At 70.4% G+C, this 19,384-nt stretch carries 22 protein-coding genes; 13 read left to right on the top strand and 9 right to left on the bottom strand.

Annotated elements, in window-relative coordinates:
* Window positions 1–27 precede the first annotated feature (27 nt).
* The 3 genes from CG719_RS22305 to CG719_RS22295 all read right to left on the bottom strand — a co-directional run bounded on the left by CG719_RS22305 (window position 28) and on the right by CG719_RS22295 (window position 4,075).
* Window positions 28–849, bottom strand: coding sequence for a YceI family protein (locus tag CG719_RS22305; protein ID WP_100570443.1), 822 nt, complete (start codon window positions 847–849; stop codon window positions 28–30).
* 146 nt (window positions 850–995) lie between these two features.
* A complete protein-coding gene (locus CG719_RS22300) occupies window positions 996–3,566 on the bottom strand; it encodes an MFS transporter (RefSeq protein ID WP_100570442.1) in 2,571 nt (856 codons plus the stop codon).
* Window positions 3,567–3,580: 14 nt separating this feature from the next.
* The gene (locus tag CG719_RS22295) at window positions 3,581–4,075 is read right to left on the bottom strand and encodes a MarR family winged helix-turn-helix transcriptional regulator (RefSeq protein WP_100570441.1); all 495 of its coding nucleotides are present in this window, start codon (window positions 4,073–4,075) and stop codon (window positions 3,581–3,583) included.
* Window positions 4,076–4,348: 273 nt separating this feature from the next.
* Between CG719_RS22295 and CG719_RS22290 the strand changes: the two genes are divergently transcribed.
* Window positions 4,349–4,543 (top strand): hypothetical protein, encoded by a 195-nt coding sequence (locus tag CG719_RS22290; RefSeq protein ID WP_199836732.1) that lies wholly within the window; start codon window positions 4,349–4,351, stop codon window positions 4,541–4,543.
* A gap of 202 nt (window positions 4,544–4,745) precedes the next feature.
* Here CG719_RS22290 and CG719_RS22285 read toward each other — a convergent pair whose 3' ends face one another.
* The 6 genes from CG719_RS22285 to CG719_RS22260 form a co-directional block, all read right to left on the bottom strand.
* Window positions 4,746–5,666: an RNA polymerase sigma factor SigF gene (locus tag CG719_RS22285; protein WP_100570440.1), complete on the bottom strand. Its 921-nt coding sequence runs from the start codon at window positions 5,664–5,666 to the stop codon at window positions 4,746–4,748.
* Between the two features lie 246 nt (window positions 5,667–5,912).
* Window positions 5,913–6,854 (bottom strand): RNA polymerase sigma factor SigF, encoded by a 942-nt coding sequence (locus CG719_RS22280; RefSeq protein WP_100570568.1) that lies wholly within the window; start codon window positions 6,852–6,854, stop codon window positions 5,913–5,915.
* A gap of 201 nt (window positions 6,855–7,055) precedes the next feature.
* Window positions 7,056–7,349 (bottom strand): Dabb family protein, encoded by a 294-nt coding sequence (locus tag CG719_RS22275; RefSeq protein ID WP_100570439.1) that lies wholly within the window; start codon window positions 7,347–7,349, stop codon window positions 7,056–7,058.
* On the bottom strand, window positions 7,349–7,525 hold the full coding sequence (locus tag CG719_RS22270) for a hypothetical protein (RefSeq protein ID WP_100570438.1): 177 nt from the start codon (window positions 7,523–7,525) through the stop codon (window positions 7,349–7,351). Before CG719_RS22270 ends, CG719_RS22275 begins: the two co-directional genes overlap by 1 nt.
* 327 nt (window positions 7,526–7,852) lie before the next feature.
* A complete protein-coding gene (locus CG719_RS22265) occupies window positions 7,853–8,467 on the bottom strand; it encodes a GNAT family N-acetyltransferase (protein ID WP_100570437.1) in 615 nt (204 codons plus the stop codon).
* Window positions 8,448–9,206: a GntR family transcriptional regulator gene (locus tag CG719_RS22260; RefSeq protein ID WP_100570436.1), complete on the bottom strand. Its 759-nt coding sequence runs from the start codon at window positions 9,204–9,206 to the stop codon at window positions 8,448–8,450. The genes CG719_RS22265 and CG719_RS22260 overlap by 20 nt, the downstream gene beginning before the upstream one ends.
* 452 nt (window positions 9,207–9,658) lie before the next feature.
* Between CG719_RS22260 and CG719_RS22255 the strand changes: the two genes are divergently transcribed.
* The 12 genes from CG719_RS22255 to CG719_RS22200 all read left to right on the top strand — a co-directional run bounded on the left by CG719_RS22255 (window position 9,659) and on the right by CG719_RS22200 (window position 19,339).
* On the top strand, window positions 9,659–9,928 hold the full coding sequence (locus CG719_RS22255; protein WP_100570435.1) for a DUF6284 family protein: 270 nt from the start codon (window positions 9,659–9,661) through the stop codon (window positions 9,926–9,928).
* The gene (locus CG719_RS22250) at window positions 9,925–10,374 is read left to right on the top strand and encodes a Pycsar system effector family protein (protein WP_100570434.1); all 450 of its coding nucleotides are present in this window, start codon (window positions 9,925–9,927) and stop codon (window positions 10,372–10,374) included. Before CG719_RS22255 ends, CG719_RS22250 begins: the two co-directional genes overlap by 4 nt.
* Complete coding sequence (locus tag CG719_RS22245; protein WP_100570433.1) at window positions 10,371–11,510, top strand: conjugal transfer protein; 1,140 nt, start codon at window positions 10,371–10,373, stop codon at window positions 11,508–11,510. Before CG719_RS22250 ends, CG719_RS22245 begins: the two co-directional genes overlap by 4 nt.
* Window positions 11,510–11,857 (top strand): RRQRL motif-containing zinc-binding protein, encoded by a 348-nt coding sequence (locus tag CG719_RS22240; RefSeq protein ID WP_100570432.1) that lies wholly within the window; start codon window positions 11,510–11,512, stop codon window positions 11,855–11,857. The genes CG719_RS22245 and CG719_RS22240 overlap by 1 nt, the downstream gene beginning before the upstream one ends.
* Before the next feature lies 1 nt (window position 11,858).
* Complete coding sequence (locus tag CG719_RS22235) at window positions 11,859–12,176, top strand: hypothetical protein (protein ID WP_100570431.1); 318 nt, start codon at window positions 11,859–11,861, stop codon at window positions 12,174–12,176.
* A gap of 95 nt (window positions 12,177–12,271) precedes the next feature.
* Window positions 12,272–14,389 (top strand): cell division protein FtsK, encoded by a 2,118-nt coding sequence (locus CG719_RS22230; RefSeq protein ID WP_100570430.1) that lies wholly within the window; start codon window positions 12,272–12,274, stop codon window positions 14,387–14,389.
* A gap of 204 nt (window positions 14,390–14,593) precedes the next feature.
* On the top strand, window positions 14,594–15,088 hold the full coding sequence (locus tag CG719_RS22225) for a hypothetical protein (RefSeq protein ID WP_100570429.1): 495 nt from the start codon (window positions 14,594–14,596) through the stop codon (window positions 15,086–15,088).
* Between the two features lie 92 nt (window positions 15,089–15,180).
* Entirely contained in the window at window positions 15,181–16,086 is a 906-nt protein-coding gene (locus tag CG719_RS22220) for a bifunctional DNA primase/polymerase (protein ID WP_100570428.1), read from the top strand.
* Window positions 16,083–16,508, top strand: coding sequence for a hypothetical protein (locus CG719_RS22215; protein WP_234375705.1), 426 nt, complete (start codon window positions 16,083–16,085; stop codon window positions 16,506–16,508). Before CG719_RS22220 ends, CG719_RS22215 begins: the two co-directional genes overlap by 4 nt.
* Window positions 16,505–17,647 (top strand): DUF3631 domain-containing protein, encoded by a 1,143-nt coding sequence (locus CG719_RS22210; RefSeq protein ID WP_100570427.1) that lies wholly within the window; start codon window positions 16,505–16,507, stop codon window positions 17,645–17,647. Before CG719_RS22215 ends, CG719_RS22210 begins: the two co-directional genes overlap by 4 nt.
* Window positions 17,648–17,845: 198 nt before the next feature.
* Complete coding sequence (locus tag CG719_RS22205) at window positions 17,846–18,076, top strand: excisionase family DNA-binding protein (RefSeq protein WP_100570426.1); 231 nt, start codon at window positions 17,846–17,848, stop codon at window positions 18,074–18,076.
* Between the two features lie 9 nt (window positions 18,077–18,085).
* Entirely contained in the window at window positions 18,086–19,339 is a 1,254-nt protein-coding gene (locus CG719_RS22200; protein WP_100570425.1) for a tyrosine-type recombinase/integrase, read from the top strand.
* Window positions 19,340–19,384: the final 45 nt, after the last annotated feature.

The following is a 19,384-nucleotide window of genomic DNA, read 5'->3' as shown; positions in this document are numbered from 1 at the left end:
GGCCGAGGGTCCGGTGCACCACGCCGACTACGCCGCGGGGAGCGCGGTGCCCTGGACCGCCTGGATGTCCAGTTCGACCCTCAGGGTGGTGCCGATGGCCGCGATACCGGCCTGGAGGACCTGGTTGTAGTTCATGGCGAAGTCCTCGCGGCGCAGCTCGGTCGTCGCGCGGAAGGCGGCGCGGGTGCCGCCCCAGGGGTCGGCGCCGGTGCCGAGGTACGCGAGGTCGAGGTCGACCGGGCGGACCACGCCGCGCATGCCCAGCTCGCCGTGGACGGTCCAGCGGTCGGAGCCGGCGGCGGTCACACCGGTGGAGCAGTAGATGATCTGCGGATGCCGCTCGACGTCCAGGAAGTCCGGGGACTTCAGGTGGCCGTCGCGCATGTCGTTGCCGGTGTCGATGGAGCCGGCGCGGATGACCGCCTCCACCCGGGACCTGGTGACGTCGTCGGGGGCGATCTCGACGGTGCCGGCGAAGTCCGTGAACCGGCCGCGCACGCTGGAGATCCCCAGGTGCTGGGCGATCGCGGCGACCGAGGAGTGCGCCGGGTCGATGGTCCACGGCCCCGGCGGGGGCAGTTCGGCGCCGCCCTGCCGGGCCAGCGTCACCGCGCCGACCTCGGCCCGGCCGCTCGCGGTGACGATCGCGCTGGAGGCCGCGGGCGCGTACCCGACCGCCGTGACGATGACCGTGTACGCGCCCGGTGCCAGCGCCGTCGTGTCCCGTACGGCGCCCTCCGCGTCGGCCTCGGCCCGCAGCACCTGTGTGCCCGTCATGTCGGTCATCGTGACGACCGCGTGCGACACGGCCCATCCGTCCCGGGTGCGGATCCTCGCGGTCAGTCCCATCCCGTTTTCTCCCTGCGCAGCCTTGCAAAATGGTCGGAAAGCGACCGGCCCGCGGCGCGGCGCGACTCCCCTCGGAGCGCGCCCCGCCACGGGCCGGACCGTGACCCGGGATCCCGCCCGGGCCTCATGGGCACCCTGGCCCGGGGCTACTCGCCGGGGTGGGCGAGCTCGATGTCGTGGTCGTCGACACCGCGGCCGGTGACCGTGAGGGCGGTCGCCACGGGCGGGTAGCCCGTCGCGATGACGGTGTAGTCACCGCCGTTCAGATCGGTGAAGGCGTACGCCCCGTCCGCGCCGGTGGTGGACGTGCCGACCACGTTGCCCGCCGCGTCGACCAGGGTCACCCTGGCGTCCGCGAGGGGCCCGTGCGGAGCGCGGACCACGCCCTGGAGTTGCGCCCCGGCCTCCAGGCCGATCTCGACCCGGGTGACCCCGGTGCCGCCGACCTCGACCGGCAGCGCGCGCGGCCGGTACCCGGCGGCGTTCACCGCGACGGTCACCGCGCCCGGCACCAGCTCGGCGAAGGAGAACTCGCCGCTCTCCCCGGTGGTCCCGGTGGCCAGCAGGTCGCCGCGGACATCGGTGACGATCACCATGGCGTCCTGCACCGGCAGCCCGGACCCGGCGGCGCGGACCACACCGCCCAGCCCGCTGGTGCCGCTGAGCAGGATGTCGTACGCCACCGGCTCGCCACTCACGACCACGGTGGAGGCCTGCGGCTGGAAGCCGTCGGCGGAGGCGATCAGGACGTACGAGCCCGCGCCCGGCGCGTCCACCGCGTAGGCGCCGTCGGCCTGCGCGACCGACCGGCCGAGCTGGCGGCCCGCCAGCGAGATCAGCGTGACCGCGGCCTGCGGCACCGGCGCGCTCTCCACGCCCCGGACGAAGCCGTGCACCGGAATCCCGCCGCCGGCACCGGCACCGGCACCCGGCACACCGGGCGCCACCGTGGCGACCGCGGCCAGGTGCTGCGTGCCCTCGGGACCGTTCCCGGCGCCCTCGGCGGGGGAGGCGGCCATCGCCCAGCTGGGCACCCGCTCCCCGGCGGAACCGGCCGCGGCCTCGGAGGGCAGGGCCTCGGCGACGACGGGGGCGGCGGCCGGGTCGAGCGGCGCGGACTCGGCCTCGGCGGTCTGCGCCAGCCCGCCCTTGGTCCGCAGCGGGACCTCCTTGATGAACAGCGTGATCAGGAAGGCCACCGCCGCCAGCGCGGCGGCGATCAGGAAGATGTCGGCGATGCCGTGCCCGTAGGCGCTCTCCATGACCGTGCGCAGCGGCTTGGGCAGGGCGTTCATGTCCGGGATGGTGTCACTCGAGCCGGAGGCGGACATGGAGGCCGCGTACTTCGGGCTGAGGTCGGCCAGGCCGTCCTTGACGTAGTCGGTGATCCGGTGGGCCATCACCGCGCCGAGCGCGGAGACGCCGACCGCACCGCCGAGGGAACGGAAGAAGGTGACCGTGGAGCTGGCCGAGCCGAGGTCGCTCGGGGCGACCTGGTTCTGCGTGCACAGCACCAGGTTCTGCATCATCATGCCGATGCCGAGACCCAGCAGGGCCATGAAGACGGCCGTCTTCCAGTACTCCGTGTCGTAGCGGATGGTGCCGAGCAGGCCGAGACCCGCCGTCACCAGCACGCCACCGCTGACCAGCCAGCCCTTCCACCGGCCGGTACGGGTGATGAACTGCCCGGAGAGGGTGGAGGAGACGAACAGACCGCCGATCATCGGGATGGTCATGACGCCCGACATCGTCGGGGACTTGTCCCGGGCGAGCTGGAAGTACTGGCTGAAGAACACGGTGCCGCTGAACATCGCGACACCGACGAACAGCGAGGCGAGCGACGCCAGCGTGATGGTGCGGTTGCGGAACAGGCGCAGCGGGATGATCGGCTGGCTCGCCTTCGCCTCGACGAGCACGAACAGCAGGCCGAGGACGATCGAACCGGCCACCATCGCGTACGTCTGCCAGGACAGCCACGCGTACTTGTCACCGGCGAAGGTGACCCAGATCAGCAGCAGCGACACGGCGGCGGAGATCAGGGACGCGCCGCCCCAGTCGACCTTGACCTCCCGCTTCACCACGGGCAGGTGCAGGGTCTTCTGCAGGACGATCAGCGCGATGACCGCGAAGGGCACACCGACGTAGAAGCACCAGCGCCAGCCGAGCCAGGAGGTGTCGGTGATGACACCGCCGAGCAGCGGGCCGCCGACGGTGGCCACGGCGAAGGTGGCGCCGAGGTAGCCGGAGTAACGGCCGCGCTCGCGGGGCGAGATCATCGCGGCCATGACGATCTGGGCGAGGGCGGACAGACCGCCGGTGCCTATGCCCTGCACCACACGGCAGGCGATCAGCATGCCCGGGTTCTGCGACAGGCCCGCGCAGGCCGACGCCAGGACGAAGATGACGAGCGCTATCTGGACGAGCGCCTTCTTGCTGTAGAGGTCGGCGAGCTTGCCCCACAGGGGAGTGGCCGCGGTCATCGACAGCAGGGCGGCGGTGACCACCCAGGTGTAGGCGGACTGGCCGCCGCCGAGGTCACCGATGATGTGCGGCAGCGCGTTGGAGACGATCGTGGACGACAGGATCGCCACGAACATGCCGAGCAGCAGCCCGGAGAGCGCCTCCATGATCTGCCGGTGCGTCATCGGAGCGCTGCCGGAGGAGCCTCCCCCGTGCTTGGCGTGAGCCCGCACACCGGCTGGTGTGGTCGTTGCCATGGGCTTCCTTTTTCTTACGTGCTTGCGGGTGTACGGGTGGTGTCGGGGGCAACGGGCGCGGGGATCCGGGCCGGAGCGGAACGGCAGTCGCCGAAGCTGTCGCGCAGGCGCGTCATCAGCCGGATCAGCTGGCCGACCTCGTCGTCGGTCCAGTCGCTCAGCCGCTCGCTGAGCAGGCGGGTGCTCCGCCGGGTCAGCTCGTCGAGCTGGTCGAGGCCCGCGGGCGTCAGGCGCAGGATGCGCGAACGCTTGTCCGCGGGGTCCGGGATCCGGTCGATCCAGCCGCGCGCGGCGACGTGCGCGACATGCCGGCTGGTCACCGACATGTCCACGGCGAGCAGCTCGGCGAGCTTGCTCATGCGCATGTCCCCGTGGCGGCCGAGAAGGGTCAGCACGGCGGCCGAGCCGGCCGGGCAGTGGGGCGGCAGTATCCGCCCCATGTCCCGTTTCACGGCACCGACGGCACTGAGCTGACGCGCAAGTTCTTCGTACTGCGCCTGCTCGGCCATCACACCTCCCCGAATTCGTTGCTCGGGGCAACCGTAGAGGTGGTTGGTTGCCGCAGGCAAACAAATCGGGCCCTGGTGGCGCAAAAAGTTGGCAAAGGCAAGTATTGGCTAATGTAAATCCGCAGGTGAGGTGTGGTCCGCCGGTCCGGGACCACGATGCGCACCAGGCACGTCCGGAAGTCCGTCGGACCGCCCCTCTCCGGGGCTCCCGCCAAGTGCGGTGCCGGGCCCCGCGCTTGGGTGGCGGCAGCGTTTTCGCTAGGGTCTCGGGCCATGGCTAACACCCAGGGCCCGCAGGGCAACTACGACCCCGCCGGCAGCACCCAGATGTTCCGCGCGTTCGTCGACGATGCGCCCCCTCAGAGCACCCAGCAGCAGGCCTCCTCCGGCCCGCGCACCGGCCTGATCGTCGGTGTCGTCGTCCTGGTCGCGGTCGTCGCGGCCGTCGCCTGGCTCGCGCTCAAGTAGGGCGAACCACTCTTCTCTGTACGACTCCGCCGGCCTTGTCACCCCGTGCGAGGCCGGGAAACGGCTCCCGGACGTACCGCGGCCGCCGACGCGCCCGCAAGGGCGCCTCGGCGGCCAGGAGTCGGCATCACCACGGCTTCGTGCCGTGCTGCCCGACGCGCGTCCGGTGCCCCGCCGGGCGGGATGCGCCGGACCGTGCGGATCAGTCGTTGATGAGTCCTTCCCGCAGCTGTGCCAGCGTCCGGGTCAGCAGCCGGGAGACGTGCATCTGCGAGATGCCGACCTCCTCGCCGATCTGCGACTGGGTCATGTTGGCGAAGAAGCGCAGCATGATGATCCTGCGCTCCCGGGGCGGCAGCTTGGCCAGCAGCGGCTTGAGCGACTCGCGGTACTCCACGCCCTCCAGCGCCGTGTCCTCGTAGCCGAGGCGGTCGGCCAGGGAGCCCTCGCCGCCGTCGTCCTCCGGGGTCGGGGAGTCCAGCGAGGAGGCGGTGTACGCGTTGCCGACCGCGAGGCCGTCGACCACGTCCTCCTCCGACACACCCAGCACGGTGGCCAGTTCCGTGACGGTCGGGGAGCGGTCGAGCTTCTGGGAGAGCTCGTCGCTGGCCTTGGTGAGCGCCAGACGCAGTTCCTGAAGGCGCCTGGGCACGCGCACCGACCACGAGGTGTCGCGGAAGAAGCGCTTGATCTCACCCACGACCGTCGGCATCGCGAAGGTCGGGAACTCCACGCCCCGCTCGCAGTCGAAGCGGTCGATCGCCTTGATCAGGCCGATGGTGCCGACCTGGACGATGTCCTCCATCGGCTCGTTGCGGGAGCGGAAGCGGGCCGCCGCGTAACGGACCAGCGGGAGGTTGAGCTCGATCAGGGTGTCCCGGACGTAGGCGCGCTCCGGGCTGTCCTCGTCGAGTGCGGCGAGCCGCAGGAACAGGGAGCGGGACAGGGTGCGGGTGTCGATGGTCTCCGAGGCCGGCAGGGCCGGCGCGGCCGGAGCCGCCGGGGCGGGAGCGGCCTCGAGGGCCGCCACGTCGTCGAGGGCGTCGAGCGGCTCGAGCGCCGGGGAGGGCGTCTCGCTCTTCGTGAGCGTCAGCACCTTGGAGCTGCCCTGGTCTGCGGACATGCCACCCCCTCTGGGTCGCGGGACGGTCGCGGCCACGCTCTCTGACGAGGAGAACGCAGCCCTCACCTGAATACCGGAGCCGAAGCCTCGGCAAACGCGCTTCCCGCAGAATGTCACATGTCGGCAACGCGCTGTAGGGACTTGTCGACAAGTCAGAACTGAATCGGCCCTGGAAAGAAGGGGTCTGACGGCTTATCTGCCCGAAGATGTCGGGAACTGCCCTGATGGGTGATTCGCTCGTGCCGGTTACGCCTCGATCCTGTTTGCGGATCGCAATCGCTGGAAGCTACGGGCGAGTAGCCGGGACACGTGCATCTGGGAGACGCCGAGCTCCGCACTGATCTGTGACTGGGTCAGATTGCTGTAGTAGCGCAGCAGGAGGATCCGCTGTTCCCGTTCGGGAAGCTGGACGAGGAGATGGCGGACGAGGTCGCGGTGCTCGACGCCGTCCAGGGCCGGGTCCTCGTAGCCGAGCCGGTCGAGCAGCCCGGGCAGCCCGTCGCCCTCCTGTGCCGCCTCCAGGGAGGTCGCGTGGTACGAGCGTCCGGCCTCGATGCAGGACAGCACCTCCTCCTCGGTGATGCGCAGCCGCTCGGCGATCTCGGCGGTCGAGGGGGTGCGGCCGAAGGCGGTCGTCAGGTCCTCGGTCGCGCTGTTCACCTGCACCCACAACTCGTGCAGCCGGCGCGGGACATGGACCGTGCGGACGTTGTCCCGGAAGTAGCGCTTGATCTCGCCGACGACCGTCGGCATCGCGAAGGTCGGGAACTGCACGCCCCGGTCCGGGTCGAAGCGGTCGATGGCGTTGATGAGCCCGATGGTGCCGACCTGGACGACGTCCTCCATCGGCTCGTTGCGGGAGCGGAAGCGGGCTGCCGCGTAGCGCACGAGCGGCAGGTTCGCCTCGATGAGCGCCCCGCGCACGCGGGAGTGCTCGGACGTACCGGGTTCGAGCTCCTTCAACTGGGTGAAGAGCACCTGCGTGAGGGCGCGGGTGTCGGCACCGCGCCGCTTCTCGGGAGCCGGGGCCGGGGCCGAATCCGAATCCGAAGCGGGAGTGGAGGCGGGAGTGGGCGTCGCAGTCGGGTTCGTGGCCGCAGTCGGGGTCGGGGTCGGGGTAGCCGGAGTCGGGGCGGCCGGGGCCGGGGCCGAGACAGGATCCTGGGGCGGCGCAGTCTTGGCCGACACGGTCAACGCCACCTCTTCGTCGATCAACTCATCCGTCAAAAGCGGTCATAGCATCACAAGACAGGTGCATCGTGTTCAAGCACCGCATATGCACGTGTTGAGGGATGAAATAGGGCATAAGACGTCGAAAAGCCCCGCACCGTTCCGATGCGGGGCCGAGCGTGCAGCCGTACGGCCGTAAGGCTGAGAAGGTACGGGCCGTCAGAACTCGTAGTCGGCGATCACCCACGTGGCGAACTCGCGCCACTGGGTCACGCCCGCCTGATGGGCCGGGTGCTCCAGGTACCGGCGCAGCGCGTCCGGGTCCTCGACCGCCGAGTTGATCGCGAAGTCGTATGCGATGGGCCGGTCGCTGACGTTCCAGCCGCACTCCCAGAAGCGCAGGTCCTCGATCTGCCCGCCGAGGGCGCGGAAGGCCTCGGCCCCGGCGACGACGTGCGGGTCGTCCCGCTCCACGCCTTCGTTCAGCTTGAAGAGGACCAGGTGGCGGATCATCATTTTCCTCCGTTGGCGGCCCACGTCATGAATTCGCCTATGGCCTTGGCGGCGTCCGAGATGCCTTCGAACCCTATCTCGACGTAGCCCGCAGCCCCCCTCGGGTCCGTGATGATCACGTACAGCACGAAGACCACGACCACATAGACGACGATCCTCTTGGCGTTCATCGCCATCGTGGCCTCCCCCTGTCGGTGACTTCCCGGTCGCCGAGTTGCCTGGTAGTCGGTACTGTCCGGGCCGAGCGCTGTAGATGATCGCACAAAGGGCCCCGTCCTGTCGGACGGGGCCCTTCTGAAGCGGTAGCGGAGGGATTTGAACCCTCGGTGACTTGCGCCACACTCGCTTTCGAGGTCTGTTCGTACTGGTCAGCCCGTGATCCGGGCCCGTTCAGCCCTGTTCATCCGCGTACTCCCGTCCGCCGCGTGAACCGCCGTGAACGTCTCCGGACGAGGGTGAATGAGACGGAAACTGAGACGGCGTTGTCACCGGTGACCAGGGCGTCAACCTCTCTGGGACGGCACTTCGCGGCCCGTCGTCTCCCTGTGCCGACTTTCGCGGGAGGATACCGGTAGGAGGTCGTGAGGCATAGCAAGCTCACCTGCTGGTCGCTGGGCGAGCCACCCTGAGCGCCTATGGGGCGGTTCCTCGGTGCGGACATGCCTGAAGCCCAACCGCTCGTAGTAGCCGTGCAGCCCGGAGTTCGTGCGCCAGGTGTCGATGCGCACCCAGCTTCGACCTTCGAGCGCTGCAAGGCGGGACATCCAGTCGACGACCCGTATGCCGAGCTGCCGGCCAGATGCCCTGCGGGCGACGATCAGCTTGTACAGGTACAACGCCGTTTCGGGGTGGTCGGCGTCCGTCCAGAAATCCCGGTCGACCGGACCGCGGCTGACGGTGGCGAGCACTTCATCATGCTCGCCAACTACGACCCATGCGCGCCCCTCATCTATGCTGGCGCGCCATTTCGAGATGGCCCGTTCGCCGGTTTCCGGGTCGCTCCACTGATCCGTTCCTTTGGTGCGTAGCCACCCTTCGGCCTCTGCGCGCAGAGCCAAGAGAGCAGGCACATCCTCCGACGCTGCGGGGCGGAGATATTCAGTCTGTGCTGACTTCATAGAGGATCTTGTGCCTGTCTCCAGGGAGGATGGTGACCATGCAGCGGAGGGGGCGGCCCCCCGCGTCATAGCCCGTTCGGGTGTGCTCTGCGATCGGTGTTGCCGCGGGAAGGGCAAGTAGCTCAGCCTCCTGGCGAGTCGGCATGCGCACTGAGATTTCGTCCACGTACTTGGCTTGCACGAGTCCCACGGAGGCCAGGATGCCGCCGGGCGCGGAGACGTCTCGGGGCTCCATCAACGGTGTGCCGTTGACGAGTGCCTGGGGGAAGTACGAGTCGGCAAGCGCGTAAGGCCGGTTGTCTATGTACCGGACGCGCTTGCGTGCCACGGCCAAGCCGTCTTCGGGCAGTTCGAGGCGTGCGCGGACGTGGGATGGAGGCTCGACGATCGACACCGTGATGTCCTGACGGGGAGCGTTTCCGTTCTCGGCGATCACGCTTGCCCACTGGTCGCCGGCTGTTTGTCCCTCAACCGCGGTGGCGTGGCGACTACGACTCTCCAATGTCGTCCAGTTCCACACCACAGGCGGGTAGTGCTCACGGACGTACTTGCCCTGGCCCTGCCCGGTGACGACCAGGCCTTCCTCTACCAAGAGGCGAACGCCGGCGCGGATGGTTTCGCGGCTGTAGCCGTACTCGCTCATCATCCTTGATTCGCTCGGAAGCGCCGCACCCCCTGCCAGTCCGCCGGACAGGATCTGTTCACGCAGGTCATGGGCGATTTCCTGCGCCTTGGTCATACCGCGTCGCACCGGCAATCCCTCTCCTCTGCTCCAACTCCTCCGTACAAGTTAGACCAGGGGGCTTGACTCTCCAAGCCGGACTCGTGCAATCTCTTGCCCAAGCACTCCTCCAGACAAGTCGGATGGGGTGTCCCGTACGGTCATGCCGTACTAGGCCGCCCGGAGGGCTCTGGAAGGGGCTCGAAGGAAGCGCCGGTTCCTTGAGAACTCAACAGCGTGACGAGGTGGCCGCCTCCTCCGATAAGGCGGCCGGCGCGGCGTAGGACCGCGCATGTGCACGACTCGACCTCTCCGCAGCTCCACTGCTGCGGCCGGTTGCCTCCGCTGCTCGTCTCGTACGAGCAGCGCTGAGGGGAGCCGGATGTTCCGACTTCAACGGCGCGCGGCCCCGGTGCTGGAACACCGGGGCCGCTGTTCGGGCCGTTCCTATGCGAGAGGAACACGACCCAATGGAACACATCGTCACTGTTCAGGACGTTGTTACCGCGTTCGCCGACTTCATGGAGCCGACGGCTGCGGAGCTGGACGCGATCGAGCTGGAGATGCCCGTGATCCTCGCGGACGTCGACCTGCTGGACGCGCAGATCATCACGCTGGACCGCACGCCGTCCGAGCTGGACGCCCGCCGCATCCGCCGCGCCCGCCGCAGGGCGCTCGCCGCCCGCGTCGCCCTGCTCAACCGCACGGCCGGCGCGATGCTGCCCGGAGGTGCCGCGTGAGCGACACCGGCCGCAACCTGAGCGCCGCGCACGCCGAGGTGAAGGCGGAGATCGCGCGGACGGACAGCAAGACCGGACTGCTGCTGGCGTTCGTCGGCGCGGTGCTGGCCGGCGCCTGGACGGTCGCCCGCGACCTGCCCCTGACCCTGTCGGCCGCCATCGTCGGTGGGGGTGGCCTGGCGGTGCTGGTCGCCGCGGCCGGGATGCTGCTGCGCTCGGTGCGCCCGAACCTGGGAGGCCGGCACGGCTTCCCGCTGTGGGCCACCCTCACCCCCGACGAGATCACCACCACCGTCAACGACGTGGACCTCGCGGCGGACATTGCCGGCCTGTCCCGGCTGGCCGTCGCCAAGTTCACCTGCCTGCGCCGCGCGGTCGACCTCACCTACACCGGCGGCGCCCTGCTCATCCTCGCCGCCCTGCTCACGATCGGAGGCAGGGCATGAACCGCAAGGAACTGACCCGCTCGCAACGGGTCGTGCTCGGGGCCGCGTTCGCCATCATGGCCGCCGTCGGCGGTATCGGCGGATACGGCACCTTCAGCAACATCGGCCACGCCTACGGCACCGGGACCGCCCTCGGTGCGGTCGCCGCCGGCGAGGGCGCCACCGCCGTGCTGGGCCTGGTCCTGCTCGGACTGACCATGCTCGGACAGTCCTCACCCCTGCCGATCCGGGTGGGGCTGTGGGCACTGCCCGCCGCCGCGTCCGTGATGGCCGCGACGGCGGGCCCCGACATCGGCCGAACCGTCATCTACGCCGTCACCCCCATGGGCATGTGCGTCTCGGCTGAGGGCATGGCGTTCCTGGCGCGTCGGATCGTCGTCCACACCGATGGCCGCGATGCCGAGGCCGAGGCCCGCGCGGCCGCCGTCGTCCGCGAGCTGGCCTATCACCGGGCCGTCGCCGCCAACCACCCCGAGGCGAAGGATCGGGAGAAGGCGGAGAAGCGGTCGTGGAAGCTGGCCCGCAGGGTCGGCACCGGTGACTACTCGTTGGGGGCGCGGCTGGTCGACGTGCAGCGGGATCGGGTGACGGCCGGCGCGGAAGCCGCGTTGGCCGCGATGTTCACCGCCCCGATCGATCTGCCCGCCGCACCCGCAGCCGACCCGATGGGCCCGGCAGACACCAGCAGTGCGAATGTGGAGGAATCCACCGGGACCGAGAGGAAACGGTCTACGGCTGACCAGCCGGTATCGGCTCCGGTCGCGATCACGCTGACGCGACTGCCGGTGCCCGATCAGGTGCCGGTCGACTACGTGAAGCCGGCCGTGTCACTCAAGCCGCTCGCCTCGATCGAGCCGACTCCGACCGCCCCGATCGCACGGCGGTCGGTGGCCGCGGAATCGACCCGACCCCGACGGGCCACGGGCCGTGTGCCCGCCGTAGCGAAGTCGACCCGGCCCAAGCGGACAACGGCTCAACTGCTCGATGAGGCACGAGCGGTGACGGCCGATTGGCCGGACGCGAAGGTGACCGCCGAGGGCATCCGCCGCGAGGTGCACACCTCGCCGGCCAACGCCCGGATGCTGCGGGACACGATTCTCGCCGACCGCGCCGCCACGGCTGAGACGGCCGCGTGATGGGGGCGCTGCCGGTGTTCCGGTGGCGCCTGGCCCCGGACGGCTACGCCACCCGCCGACAACTCCGCGCCCGTGGCCTGCGCCCGGGTGGTCAGGGCGTGGCCGCTCAGCTCGAACGGCCACGCCGCCGCCGCGGACCGCTGGTCGCCTACCTCTACCGGGTCGACCTGGCCAAGCCGGTCCGGCCCATGACCCCGGCCCGGCGGGCGGCTCTGGCCAAGGCCAACGCCGCCCGCCGCATCTGCCCGCAGTGCCGACGCGACGCCGGATACGTCATCCCCGGCTCGCTCGGCACGTGCGTTCCCTGCGCCTTCCCCGACCACTCCGAAGTCCCGAGGAGCACCTGACATGGGCAAGCCCGACACCCGCCGCCTGGACCGCGAAATCCAGAAGACGAATCGGAAGCTGGAGGCGGTCCGCGAGCGGGAGATGTGGCCGCTGGACAGCCGCGAGCGGCGCGCGATCGTCGCGGCCATGGCCGGCGGCTCCTACGGGGTCATGCGCGGCCGGGGCACCGACCGCGCCGACCGCCGCCTGGAGTTCGCGTGGAGCAGCGCGGAGACCCGGCTGATCGCGGAGATCACGGCCTTGCAGACGGAGCGGCAGCGCATCGTCACCGAGGCCGCCGCCGCCAAGTCCGCCAAGAAGTCCTCCGGTTGGTGGTGACCGCACCGCCGGCCGGATCCATCACGGATCCGGCCGGCCCGCCGCCTCCCCCCTCAACTTCGCCCCCGTCCGGGGCAGTCAGGAGTAGCCCTCTCATGAGCGGCAACGTCGTTCACCTGCACAAGCACACCGACCCGCCCGCCACCGTCGACACCCGCCCGACCCTCACCGTCGTCCCCGAGCCGCCGACCGCGCCGGTCGTGCCGCTGTGGGTCCGCTCGGGCCGTGCCATCCGCACGGTGGTCACGCACGAGACGACCAGGACGGCCGCGCGCGGCGCTGCTCGGCACGGCCTCTACGTGTTCGGTGGCGCGCGGATCGTGGCCCGCCGTACCTGGGACGGCCGCACGGCCGCCCGCTATGAGCGGATGCTCCGGGCGGCGGAGGCGGCCGGGAACTATGAGGCCGCGGCGGAGTGGGAGGAGCGCGGGCAGCGCTTCCGTGAGGCCCGTCACCGTCGCCGCATGGACCTCCTGCACTCCCCGATGGACGCCGCGAAGGGTGTGCTGGTCGGCACCGGTATGGGCATCGGCTCCCTGGTCGCCCTCGGCGTCGTCCTGGCCATCGCCAACAAGGACGCCACTGACGTCATCACCCCGCTTATGGCCGTGGTCAAGTTCATCCAACTGTTGATCACGATCGTTCAGGTGGTGTGGGGGCCGCTCGTCTCGATCGGCCCGTTCCTCGCCCTGCTCGCCCTGTGGGCCGTCGGCAGCCACCAGCAAGCCGCACCCCAGTGGGCGCTCCCGGTGAACGTCCGCGACACCGCGGGGGAGCCCATCACCCCGTCCATCGTGGTCAAGGCCCTGCGCGACCTCGGCGTCCCGGCGCTGCGGAACGCCATCAAGGAGATGGGCGACGCCGGCGCGTCCATGCTCGGACCCATCCGGATCGCCGGATGCGGCGTCGAGGTGGACGTCACCCTGCCGTCGGGGGTGTCCACGGTCGAGGTGCAGAACCGGCGCCGGAAGCTCGCGGAGAACCTGACCCGGCACGAGCACGAGGTGTTCATCACCCTGCCGGAAGCCGCCCGCACCGTGCGGCTGTGGATCGCCGACTCGGGAGCTTTGGACGAGCCGATCGGCCCGTCCCCGCTGGCCACCGACGACACCCTGACCGCCGACTACACCAAGGGCCGCGCCCCCTGGGGGCAGGACCTGCGCGGGGATGCGGCTCTGCTGAGCCTGTTTCAGCGCATGCTCCTGGTCACGGGCCTGTCGAACCAGGGCAAGACCGCCGCTCTGCGGGCGCTCGCGCTGTGGCTCGCCCTGGACCGCACCGTGGAATTCCGCATCGCCGACCTCAAGGGCGCCGGCGACTGGGCCATGTTCGACGGGCTCGCCACCGTCCTGATCCAGGGGCCGACCGATGACCACGTCATCGAGGCGACCGAGATGGTCGAGGGGGGTGTGGAGGAGATGAACCGGCGTCTCCAGGCCCCCGACGGTGCCGCCTTCCCGCCGCTGATCCTGCTGGTCGACGAGGCGCAGGTGGCGTTCATGTGCCCGGCCAAGGACGAGGACAGGCGGCCCTACGGAGGCAGCAAGGCCACCAGCCGGTACTTCACGGCCGCGCGGAAGATTCACAACCAGGGCCGTGCGGTGAACGTGCTGCTGTGGCAGGGCACGCAGGACCCCACCGACCAGAACCTCCCCAAGCTCGTCCGGGAAGGCGCCCACACTCGCGCTTCCCTCGCCCTCGGTACCGAGTCGCAGTCCCGCATGGCGCTGGGAGACAAGGCGGTCGACGGCGGGGCCGCTCCGCACCTGCTGCGGCAGGGCCTGGACAAGGGAACCCTGGTCGTCGCCTCCGACGGCATCGAGATCCCGGCCGGCCAGGCGTCCATCACCGTCCGCACCCACTACATCGACACCGACACCGCAACTGAGATCGCGGAGCGGGCCAAGGCGCTGCGGGACGGGGTGGCCACCTTGCGCGTCATCGAGCGGGGCGAGGAGCGTGACCCGCTCGCCGACATCTTCGCCGTGCTCGGGGACGCGCCGCGCGTGCTCACCGCCGACGTGCTCAAGCGACTGTCCACGCTCGACCCGGACGCCTACGGCCGGTGGACGCCCGGCGACCTCAAGCGCGTGCTGGAGGACGCCGGCGCGGAGCCGTACAAGTCCGACGGCCGCATGGTCGTCGGCCGCGACCGCGTCGCCCGCGCCCTCACCAACCGCGACAGCGACGGTTCCGCTTCCGCCTCCCAGTGACAGGGAGGCGACCCCCGACGGGCCAGGGAGACAGGGAGAACTCCCTGAACGCCTCCCTGACCCGCCTCCCTCGCCCTGACCAGCGCAAATGATCGCTCAGGGAGTCAGGGAGGCACGCAGGTCAGACCCCCGAAACACCCCTCAACAGCCCACCCCCAAGGGGGTGGTTCCGCCTCCCTGAGTAAGCACCGGAAGGGATTCCGCATGACCCCCGAGACCACCCCCAGCCCGGCCCGACCGGACGCCCGGATGAGTGACGACCAGGCCGCGGCCGAGGCACGGCGGATCATTGCCGACGCGTACCGGCCCGCACCCGAGGTGCCGACCTCGTACCGCGACACCAGCCCCCTGCCCGCCTACGGCAGCACGCCCCCGGTCCCGCAGCCGGACCACCGGATCGTTCCCGCCTGGGCCGCCGGCACCGCCGTCGCCGGCATCGGCGTCGGCGCCGCCTGCGTCGGCGTCGGATGCGGTGTCTGGCTCGCCTGCCAGGGATTCGCCGCCGTCTCCCTCGCGTCCGTCCTGTTCGTCACCCTGCCCATCGCCGCCGTGGCCGCCATCGTGGCGGCCGTCGGATCGGCCCTGCGCTCCCTCAAGGCCACCCACACCGAACACCACCACCACTACGCCGGCCCGGTCCGCCAGGAGAACACCACCACCCACACCCGCGGACTGATCGCCCGCACCACCAACCACTAGCAACGCCAAGGGCGGCCCCCACCGTCTCGCCAAAGATCGCGGGGCCGCCCTTGCCCAACCAGTCCGCAACAGACCTGTTGGAGGTCTCCAGCATGACCCATGACGACCGTTTAGCGCTGCTGTCCGCAGCGCTGGACGCCGCCGCCCGCGGCTGGCACGTCTTCCCCCTGCGCCCCGGCGCCAAGCGGCCCGCCCTGCACGGGGAGAAGACCTGCCCCGGTACCGGGCCGTGCGAGCACGGACACCGCAAGTGGGAACAGCGGGCCACCACCGACCCGGATCGCATCCGCGCCGCGTGGTCGCGGGCGCCGTTCAACGTCGGCATTGCCACCGGCCCTTCCGGGCTGGTGGTCGTCGACCTGGACACGCCAGAGCACAAGGGCAGTTCGGACGCGCCTGACGGCGCGACGACCTTTGGGGCGCTCTGCGAGCGCGCCGGGCACGCCGTCCCCACCACCTACCGCACCCGGACCGCGAGCGGCGGACAACACCTGTACTTCACCGCCCCGTCCGGCGTCCGGCTGACCAACACCGCGGGCACGGTTGCCGATTCGGTCGACACCCGCGCGTGGGGCGGCTACGTCGTCGCCGCCGGCAGCATCACACCCGCCGGACCGTACGAAGCGCTGTGCCGCCCTGAGACGGCCGCACTGCCCGCGTGGCTGCAAGCCATCCTGCAACCGGCCCCCAAGCCGTCGCAGGCACCCTCGACGGCCATCACGGGGCAATCCCGCCGATACGCGGATGTAGCGCTCGCCAACGAGGCGCGGAACGTGGCCGCGGCCCAAGTCGGCGAACGGGAAACGACGTTGTTCCGTGCCGCGCGGGCTCTTGGGCGGTTCGTCGCGTGGGGCGACCTCCCCCGGTCGGTGGTCGAGCAGGCTCTTCAGGAGGGGGGCGAGTCGGCCGGACTGTCCGCGTCCGAGTGCCGCTCCACCCTCCGCAGCGCCCTGGACTGGTCCATCGCCCACAACCAGGCAAGGCGGGATGCGGCATGAGCGCCCGTCCTCGCCTGAAGAGCATCACCACCACCCCGGACGGCCTGCGCGCCGCCCAACCGGCCACGCCCCCGGCGGCCGTGGGCGAGCCGAAGGACGTCGCCCGTAAGGGCGTCCGAACTGCTCTTCGTTCTGACCGGTACCGGACCGACGAGGCCCGCCACGGCACGGACGACCCGACACCGGCCCGGCCCGGTATCCGCATCTACGCCCCGCCGGTCTACCGCGATCACTGGGACGGGGCCCGCTGGTCCAAGCGCTACGGCGACACCCCCACCGCCGCCTACGCCTGCGCCTGCGGGCAGACCGGCACCGCCGCCGGCCCCCGCGCCGTGGCCGCGCTGGTCTCCGAGTACGCCGCCCACAAGTCCGGCTGCGCGGGAGCTTCCACGACCACCCGAGAAAGGAGGGCCGCCGCATGAACGCCATTGACGGGGCCGCGCTGCTCGACGAGGTGGAAGCCTTCCACCGCCGCTTCAACGTCTTCCCGCACGAGGCCGCCTACATCGCCGTGGCGCTGTGGGACGCGCACGCCCACCTGCTCGACTGCTTCGACTCCACCCCGCGGATCGCCTTCCTGTCCCCCGAGCCGGGGTCGGGCAAGTCGCGGGCACTGGAGGTCGTGGAAACCCTCGTGCCGCAGCCCATGACGGCCGTCAACGCGTCCGCCGCCGCCCTGTTCCGGTCCGTGTCCAACCCCAACGGGCGGCCCACGATCCTGTTCGACGAGATCGACACGATCTTCGGTCCCAAGGCGGGGGACAACGAGGAACTGCGCGGCTTCCTCAACGCCGGCCACCGTCGCACCGGCGTGACGTACCGGTGCATCGGCGACGGCGGCAACCAGACCGTGCAAGCCTTCCCGTCGTACTGCGCAGTCGCGGTCGCCGGACTCGGAGCCTTGCCGGACACGATCATGACCCGCTCGGTCGTGATCCGGATGCGGCGCCGGGCCCGCAACGAACGCGTGGAAGCCTTCCGCGCCCGCCTCCACGAAGCAGAGGGCCACAAGCTCCGTGACCGACTCGCGCAGTGGACGGAGCAGGCCCGCGACTCGGTCATGGGGGCGTGGCCCGAGATGCCCGACGGCGTGACCGACCGGCCGGCGGACGTCTGGGAACCCCTGCTCGCCATCGCCGACGCGGCCGGCGGCGCCTGGCCCACCAGGGCCCGCGAAGCCTGCGTGACCCTGGTGACCGCGTCCAAGGCCAACGACAAAGGCAGTCTGGGGGTCCGGCTGCTGACCGACCTGCGTGATCACGTCATGGTCGGCATTGATCGCCTGCCCACCGTCGCCATCCTCGATCGGCTCAACGCCCTGGACGATGCCCCGTGGGCGGACCTGCACGGCAAGCCGCTCGACAACCGGCGCCTGTCCAAGCTGCTCGCGGAGTACATGACAGCGGACAACGAGCCGATCGCCTCCCGCAACATCAAGGCCGCCGGAAGCGTCCTGAAGGGCTACTACAGCGCCGATCTGTGGGACGCGTGGGCCCGCTACTGCCCCCCTCCCCCGGAAAGTCCGCTACCTCCGCTACCCGGCACCGAAAACGCGGCCTGACCAGCACTAACGCGGTAGCGGCAACCGGCCCCGGTTGCCGCTACCTAGCCGCTACCCATCCGCTACCGCTACCCCTTCCCGCTACCTCGAACAGGCCCCTGACCTGCACGGTAGCGGCGGTAGCGGAAGTAGCGGACTTCCCGGGAGGGGGGCCAGGGGTTCAACGCCCTCCGCACGAGACGAAGGAGCTTCAACGGCATGGATACGGCCCACATTGCTGCCGCCGTAGATCACGACCTCGTGCTGCTGACCGTCGAAGAGGCCGCCCGCCGCCTCCAGATCGGCCGAACCGTCTGTTACCGGCTCATCAGCTCCGGAGAGCTGGAGTCCATCACCGTCGGCCACCTCCGCAGGGTGCCCGCTGACGCCGTACCTCAGTTCGTCGCCCGCCGCCGGGCGAACAACCACCGTGCCCGCACCGCCGCGTAAGGACACCGAATGGCAGAGCAGTCGAAGGACAATAAGCGCACCCGACAGCCCAACGGCCGGTCGTCCATCTACCTGGGCAAGGACGGAAAGTGGCACGGCCGGGTGACGGTCGGGATCCGCGAAGACGGCAAGCCGGACCGCCGCCACGTGGAGCGCAAGACGCGGGCCGAGGTGACGGCCGCCGTCCGTGAGCTGGAGAAGCAGCGCGACGCTAAGACCATCCGCAAGGCCGGCCGCCCCTGGACGGTCAAGACGTGGCTGACGCACTGGGTCGAGAACATCGCTCCGCTCACCGTCAACGAGAACACGATGGTTGGGTACGGCGTCGCCGTGCGGAAGCATCTGATTCCCGCCCTCGGCGCTCACCGGCTCGACAAGCTGAAGCCGGAGCACATCGAGCACTTTTACGGGCGGATGCAAGCCGACGGCCGCAAGGCGGGGACGATCCACCAGATCCACCGGACGTTCCGCACTGCACTCAACGAAGCGGTGCGACGCGGACACCTCGTCCGGAACCCCGTCCAGCTCGCCAAGGCACCCCGCGTGCGAGAAGAGGAGGTAGAGCCGTACACCGTCGAAGAGGTGCAGCGGCTCTTGCGTGCGGCGGACGAACGGCGGAACTCCGCACGTTGGGCCGTGGCCCTCGCCCTCGGACTCCGGCAGGGTGAAGCGCTCGGCCTCAAATGGACGGACGTAGACCTGGAACGGGGCGTCCTGATGGTCCGTCGGAGCCGTCGTCGGCCGCGCTATGCCCACGGATGCGGCGACACGTGCGGAAGGAAGGCCGGCTACTGCCCACAGCGCCAACGGACCAACCCGGAGACGGCCGACACGAAGTCCCGCGCGGGACGCAGGGCCGTCGGAGTGCCCGCACAGCTTGTGGACCTCTTGCGGACTCACCGGGCCAAGCAGGAGACCGAACGAGCGGCGGCCGGTAGCGACTGGTCGGAGGAGGGGTGGCTGTTTTCCACCCCAACGGGTGAGGGCACCTCGCCCCGAACGGACTACGACGACTGGAAGGAACTACTGAGCGCCGCGAAGGTGCGGGACGGGCGGTTGCACGACGCCCGGCACACCGCCGCCACGGTCTTGTTGATCCTCGGAGTCTCCGAGCGGGCCGTTATGGGAATCATGGGATGGTCCACCACGGCCATGGCCGCGCGGTATCAGCACATGGTTGACGCCGTCCGCAGCGATATCGCGCGCCGGGTTGACGGACTCATCTGGCGGCCGACTGAGCGCACGAGGGATGTTGACGGCTGAGTGCCCGTAGGGTGCCCCGTCCCTGTCAGGGGCGGGGCACGTTCG

It is taken from the genome of Streptomyces sp. CB01373 (assembly GCF_002803075.1).
In the GTDB taxonomy this organism is placed as follows: domain Bacteria; phylum Actinomycetota; class Actinomycetes; order Streptomycetales; family Streptomycetaceae; genus Streptomyces.
This window is presented reverse-complemented; position numbering and strand designations above follow the sequence as displayed.